This is a genomic window from Microvirga sp. HBU67558, assembly GCF_018069605.1.
Taxonomy (GTDB): Bacteria; Pseudomonadota; Alphaproteobacteria; order Rhizobiales; family Beijerinckiaceae; genus Microvirga; species Microvirga terrae.
This window is the reverse complement of sequence record NZ_JAGPUP010000387.1, coordinates 1-6,194: the sequence shown is the minus strand read 5'-3', so window position 1 is coordinate 6,194 and position 6,194 is coordinate 1. Positions and strand designations below refer to the sequence as shown.

7 protein-coding genes are annotated in these 6,194 nt (G+C 66.4%); 5 read left to right on the top strand and 2 right to left on the bottom strand.

The window, feature by feature from the left end:
• Positions 1 to 156: 156 nt before the first annotated feature.
• Both KBI52_RS02560 and KBI52_RS02555 read left to right on the top strand, forming a co-directional pair.
• Positions 157 to 903 (top strand): SDR family NAD(P)-dependent oxidoreductase, encoded by a 747-nt coding sequence (locus tag KBI52_RS02560; RefSeq protein WP_173949948.1) that lies wholly within the window; start codon positions 157 to 159, stop codon positions 901 to 903.
• A 66-nt stretch (positions 904 to 969) separates the two neighbouring features.
• The gene (locus tag KBI52_RS02555; RefSeq protein WP_173949947.1) at positions 970 to 1,845 is read left to right on the top strand and encodes a DMT family transporter; all 876 of its coding nucleotides are present in this window, start codon (positions 970 to 972) and stop codon (positions 1,843 to 1,845) included.
• Here the strand turns inward: KBI52_RS02555 and KBI52_RS02550 are convergent.
• Together KBI52_RS02550 and gloB are read right to left on the bottom strand one after the other, a co-directional pair.
• Positions 1,817 to 2,581, bottom strand: a complete 765-nt coding sequence (locus tag KBI52_RS02550; protein WP_173949946.1) for a GNAT family N-acetyltransferase — start codon at positions 2,579 to 2,581, stop codon at positions 1,817 to 1,819. The genes KBI52_RS02555 and KBI52_RS02550 overlap by 29 nt on opposite strands.
• A gap of 33 nt (positions 2,582 to 2,614) precedes the next feature.
• Positions 2,615 to 3,382 (bottom strand): hydroxyacylglutathione hydrolase, encoded by a 768-nt coding sequence (gloB, locus tag KBI52_RS02545; RefSeq protein WP_173949945.1) that lies wholly within the window; start codon positions 3,380 to 3,382, stop codon positions 2,615 to 2,617.
• 117 nt (positions 3,383 to 3,499) lie between these two features.
• Between gloB and KBI52_RS02540 the strand changes: the two genes are divergently transcribed.
• The 3 genes from KBI52_RS02540 to KBI52_RS02530 form a co-directional block, all read left to right on the top strand.
• Positions 3,500 to 4,294 carry a class I SAM-dependent methyltransferase gene (locus KBI52_RS02540; RefSeq protein ID WP_173949944.1) on the top strand — a complete coding sequence of 265 codons (795 nt, stop codon included), beginning with the start codon at positions 3,500 to 3,502 and terminating at the stop codon, positions 4,292 to 4,294.
• Positions 4,295 to 4,490: 196 nt separating this feature from the next.
• Positions 4,491 to 5,444, top strand: a complete 954-nt coding sequence (locus tag KBI52_RS02535) for an acetyl-CoA carboxylase carboxyltransferase subunit alpha (RefSeq protein ID WP_173949943.1) — start codon at positions 4,491 to 4,493, stop codon at positions 5,442 to 5,444.
• Positions 5,445 to 5,705: 261 nt separating this feature from the next.
• Positions 5,706 to 6,194: murein L,D-transpeptidase family protein (locus KBI52_RS02530; RefSeq protein WP_210805115.1), on the top strand; the 489-nt coding region annotated here is incomplete at its 3' end.

The window sequence follows — 6,194 nt, the reverse complement described above, 5'->3', positions numbered from 1 at the left end:
CGCCGACGAGGCCGGTTTCGTGACCGGCTCGACCCTGTCCGTCAACGGCGGGCAGTACATGGCCTAATCGGCACGACATCGTCCCGGGCGCGGTCCGACGCTGCGCTCCGGGCTCGATGCGGCGCATCCTTTTTTACAACACGGAGAACTTGAGGCATGAACCGCATCGACATGGCGGGCAAGACCGTCGTGATCACGGGGGGCGCCCGCGGCATCGGCTATGCGATCGGCGAGCGCCTGGTGCAATCGGGCGCTAGGGTCGCTATCTGGGATCTCCGCCTCGAGGAGACCGAGGCGAGTGCCGCAGCCCTGTCCAAGGATTGCATCGGCCTGAGCGTCGACGTCGCCGACAGCGTGTCGGTGGAGCATGCGGCGCAGCAGACCCGCGGGGCCTTCGGGCGCATCGACGGCCTTGTGAACGGCGCCGGGATCACCGGGCCGGTCAAGCCGCTCGCCGATTATTCCGTCGAGGAATGGCGCAGCGTGGTCGACGTCAACCTGACCGGCACCTTCAATTGCTGCCGGTCCATCGTGCCGATCATGCTGGAGAACGATTACGGCCGGATCGTCAATATCGCGTCGGTCGCGGGCAAGGAAGGCAATCCGAACCTTGCCGCATACAGCGCCGCCAAGGCGGGCATCATCGGGCTCACCAAGTCCCTGGGCAAGGAGCTGGCCAAGACCGGCATCGCGGTCAATTGCATCACGCCCACCACGGCCAAGACGAAGATCCTCGATTCCCTGACGCCGGAATTCATCGAGTACATGCGCGTGCGCATCCCCCGCGACCGCTTCGCCGAACTGCACGAGATCGCCGCCATGGTGGCCTGGATGCTCTCCGAGGAAAACTCCTTCACCACGGCGGCCACCTTCGATCTGAGCGGCGGGCGCACCACCTACTAGAATTTCCGGCAGGACCCGCCGCGGAGCTTCGCTTCCTGGCGAAAGTCGTGATAGGTGGCGGCCACCATGACGACTCGCACCGCCACCACCATCGGCCTCGCGGCCATCCTGCTCTGGTCCATGCTCGCCCTGCTCACGGCGGCGACGGGCACGATTCCTCCCTTCCAACTTGCCGCCATGACCTTCCTGGTCGGCGGGCTGGTCGGCGTGGCGAGCTGGATCGTGCGGCCTCAGGGGCTTAAAGCGCTGCGCCAGAAGCCGGTCGTCTGGGCGCTCGGGATCGGCGGCCTCTTCGGCTATCACGCGCTCTACTTTGCGGCCCTGCGCTGGGCGCCGCCGGCGGAGTCGGGCCTGATCAACTATCTCTGGCCCCTGCTGATCGTGCTGTTCTCCTCGCTGCTGCCGGGCGAGCATCTGCAGAGGTCACATATCGTGGGGGCGCTGCTCGGCTTCGCCGGCGTCGTGGTGCTGATCGCCGGGCGCGGTGCCTTGGACGCGCGCGCCGAATACATGCCGGGCTATCTCTGCGCCTTCGTGGCGGCCTTCGTCTGGGCTGGCTATTCGGTTCTCTCCCGCCGCTTCGGCCAGGTGCCGACCGATGCTGTGGCCGGGTTCTGCCTCATGACGTCGCTCCTGAGCCTCGTCTGCCATCTGGCCTTCGAGACCACCGTCTGGCCCGAGACGACGACGCAATGGCTCGCCCTTCTGGGGCTCGGCCTCGGACCCGTAGGCGCGGCCTTCTATGTGTGGGACATCGGCATGAAGCGCGGCGACATCCGCTTCCTCGGGGTCGCCTCGTATGCAACGCCGGTGCTGTCGACCCTGCTCCTGGTGGTGGCCGGCTATGCGGAACCGACCCTGACGCTGGCGCTCGCCTGCGGGCTCATCGTGGCCGGCGCGCTGGTCGCCACTCTCACGTCGAAGAAGACCGTCCCGGCATGACCCGGTGGGTGTAGCGGTAGGCCGTCTCGAAACCGAGCGTGCCATAGAGCGAGCGGGCGATCTCGTTCTCCTCACGCACCTGGAGGTAGGCGGTGTGTGCCCCCTGCCCGCAGCCCCAGGCCATGAGGCTTGCGACCACGCGGCGGCCGAGGCCGATGCCGCGCAGGTCCGGCGCGACCACGATGTCGTAGAGGCCGACATAGCCGCGCTCCACCACCCCCAGGCCCCAGGCCACCGGCCTGTCGTCGAGGCTCAGCGTGGCGAAGGCCGTCTTCTGACGGATGCGGGAGACGATCCTCATCAGGGTCTCGTCATCGGCCTTGTCGCCGCCGTAGGATTCCGCCGCCGCCCTCACCCAGCGCTTGGAGACCTGGGGGTCGAGATTGACCTCGGGGTCGATCTCGCAATCGCCGCTCGTGATGGGAGCCGCGAGGACATGCGTCGGCTCGACCTCCTTGAAGCCGCGCTGCTTCAGCAGCTCGTCGACACCGCCTGCCTGCACCCCGTTGAGACGGAACGTGGGGCGCACGCTGGCCTCCACGAAGCGCGCGATCATGTAATCGAGCAACTCATCGTCGAGACCGATGTCCGGGCGGAAGGGCGTCGCGGAATTGGCGCGTTTCGAGTAGCCGTTCGCAAGGCGGAGAACCCAGCCGTCATAGAGCTGATAATCGAACGAGGGCCAGGCGTTCAGGAGACGGCTCTCGAGTCCGATGATGAGGCTGTGGTCGTTCATGAGGCTGTCCGCTCCCGCAAGGTCATGCCCCCATCAGAACCTGTTCTTCCATTCACGCAAGGCCTGAAACACCTCCACGGGCGCCGCTCCTTCCTTATGAACGGATTTCGCCAGGGCCGGCTCCCCGGAGCGCAGGAATGGATTGGCGGCCTTTTCCTGTCCGATGGTCGTCGGCACGAGGAAGCGACCCTCGGCCCTGGCTGTCTCGGCCTCCGCGGCCCGTGCCCGCAGCGCCTCGTTGTCCGGATCGGCCGCCAGCGCGAAGCGCGCATTGGAGAGGGTGTAATCATGCCCGCAATAGACCCGGGCCTCGTCCGGCAGGGCGGCCAGTCGCTGGAGCGAGGCCCAGAATTCGGCGTAGGTTCCTTCGAACATCCGCCCGCAGCCGAGGGTGAAGAGGGTGTCGCCGGCGAACAGCGCCCGGTCTGCGGCGAACCAGTAGGACACGTGATCCAGGCAATGTCCGGGCGTCTCCCAAACATGCGCCTGAAGGCCGCCCACATGCACCGTGTCGCCCTCCCGCACGTAGGCGTCGGCATGCGGCACTGCCTCGCGGGCTTTGACCGGTGCCACCACGCGGCATCCGGTGCGGCGCTTCAGGGGCTCGGCGGCCTGTACGTGATCACCATGCCGGTGCGTGATGAGGATGTCGGTCAGCTGCCAGCCGGTCTGGGCGAGAGCCGCCAGGATTGCACCCTCGTCCGGCGCGTCGACAGCCGCGCAGGCGCCCGTATTGGGATCGTGGATCAGAACACCGATATTGTCCTGAAGGCAGAGAAAGGCGTGGATCTGGGCGGACATCGGGGCACCTTGTCTTGATGTGCTCTGAGCTATCATGGAACAGTCGGCGCGTGAAACCAGACCCGGAGCGCCGCAATGCGCATGCCGGGCCGGAGCAAGAGGCATCCCGTTGAGGCCATGAGCATCGACATCACCGATCTGCGCGGCTTCTACGCCAGTCCGCTCGGGGCTGTGACGCGCCGCTTCGTCGGGCGTGCCATCGACAGATTCTGGGGGCCGCTGACGGGCCTGCGCGTGCTGGGCCTCGGCTATGCGCCTCCCTATCTGTCGGCCGTCAAGGACGAGAGCGAGCGGACCCTGGCCTTCATGCCGGCGAACCAGGGCGTCGTGAACTGGCCCAGCACCGGGGCCTCGGCCTCGGCTCTCGTCGACCCGCTGATGATGCCCCTGCCCGATGCCTCCATCGACCGGGTTCTCGTGGTCCATGCTCTGGAGACCGTGGAGAGCCCGAGCGAGCTCCTCCACGAGATCTGGCGCATTCTCACACCGGGCGGGCGGATCATCCTGGTGGCGCCCAACCGGCGCGGCCTGTGGGCGCGCATGGACACCACGCCGTTCGGCTACGGCCAGCCCTACAGCCGCTCCCAGCTCAAGAGCCTGATGCGCCAGACCTGGTTCTCGCCGGAAGGCTGGGCGGAGACCCTCTACGTGCCACCCTTGCGCAACCGCCTCCTTCTCCAGAGCGCCCAGGCCTGGGAGCGGGTCGGGGCCGGATTCTCGCTGCCCTTCGCGGGCCTCCACATCGTGGAAGCGACGAAGCAGCTCTACCGGCCGGGCGCCGTCCATGCGGTGCGCCGCTCCCGCCGCCTATCCCCGGTGTTCGCTCCGGTGCCTGCGGCGCCGGCATCGCGAATGACGCGCTCCTCCTTGATTCTGCCGGGTTTTGAGCGAGTAAGGCAGCGCTTAACTTGACTTGGCCCCTGCGAAACGCCAGTGTCCGGCCGCTTCGGCAGGGCTATACGGTCACGCCGGCCTTCATTTTTCCACCAGAGCATCGTGCGGAAAAGAGGATCCGGTTTCTGCCTGAACGATGTTCTCATAAAGGAGGAAGCATCGGGTTCGACCCAAAAGTGCCAATCCACTTTTGGGCCCGATGCTGTAGAGTCTGATGCGCAGTTATCTCGATTTCGAAAAGCCCGTCGCCGAGCTGGAAGCCAAGGTCGAGGAGCTTCGGGCGCTCGGTGAGAACCGCGATGCCGTCTCCATCACGGACGACATCTCCCGCCTGGAGGTCAAGGCCGCCGACGCCCTCAAGGAACTCTATGCCAAGCTCACGCCCTGGCAGAAGACCCTGGTCGCGCGCCACCCCCAGCGTCCGCACTTCATCGATTACTGCGCCGGGCTCATCACCGAGTTCACCCCGCTCGCCGGCGACCGCAAGTTCGCCGAGGACGAGGCGATCGTCGGCGGCTTCGGCCGGTTCCGCGGCCAGCCCGTCTGCGTGATGGGCCAGGAGAAGGGCCACAACACCGAGACCCGCATCCGGCACAATTTCGGCATGGCCCGTCCTGAGGGCTACCGCAAGGCCGTTCGCCTCATGGAGATGGCCGACCGGTTCGGTCTGCCGGTCATTTCCTTCGTCGACACCGCGGGCGCCTATCCGGGCATCGAGGCGGAGGAGCGCGGGCAGGCCGAGGCCATCGCCCGCTCGACCGAGATGCAGCTTTCGCTCGGCGTGCCCAACGTGTCGGTCGTGATCGGCGAAGGCGGCTCGGGCGGCGCCATCGCGATCGCCACCGCCAACAAGGTGCTGATGCTGGAACACGCGATCTACAGCGTGATCTCCCCGGAAGGCGCGGCCTCGATCCTCTGGCGCGATTCCGCCCGCGCCCAGGATGCGGCCACGAACATGAAGATCACCGCCCAGGACCTCCTGCGCCTCGGCATCATCGACGGCATCGTGACGGAGCCCGTGGGCGGCGCCCACCGGGAGCCTGAGGCGGCCATCCAGGCCACCGGCAACGCCATCGAGGAAGCCCTGCACGATCTCGGCAACATGGGTCCGGCCGAGATCCGCGACCACCGTGCCGACAAGTTCCTCAATATCGGCCGCAAACTCTAGGATCTGCCCGAGCGGCTCCGGGACCCGCCTGCAACCGGGCGGGTCTTCGCCCATCCACAGGGCCTCCTTACCTCGGAAGAGATACGCCCGCCCCCGATGAGCGCCGCCCCGGCCCTTTGCAGACGGATTTTTTACCTTCCGTTCATTATAACTCGATTACGGCTCCGCTTGCAGTAAGGGCCAGTTAAGGCTAACGATTTAGGGGTTAAAGGGGAACTGACCGGCACAGAGGCCGGCAGATCAAGAATTGCGGGGTCCCCCATGATGAAGCGTTTCGCATTGGCCGCGAGCCTGGTGCTCGCGCTTGCTGCCTGCCAGGACGACCAGCTTTCCCGTGGCTCCACCCGACACCTCGTGCCGATTCCGTCCGCCACGATGGCCCTGATGTCGACCAAGGGCATGTCCAAGGACGACCCGATCCTGGTCCGGGCCTACAAGAAGGAATCGGAGCTCGAGGTCTGGAAGCGTGGCTCAAACGGCAAATACGCGCTCCTCAAGACCTATCCGATCTGCCGCTGGTCGGGCCAGCTCGGCCCCAAGACCCGCGAAGGCGACCGTCAGGTGCCGGAGGGCTTCTACACGGTCACCCCATCGCAGATGAACCCGAATTCGGCCTATTACCTGTCGTTCGACACTGGCTATCCGAACGCCTACGACCGGTCCTTCGGCCGGAACGGCGGCGACATCATGGTGCATGGCGCTTGCTCGTCGCGCGGCTGCTTCGCCATGACGGACCAGAACATCGCCGAG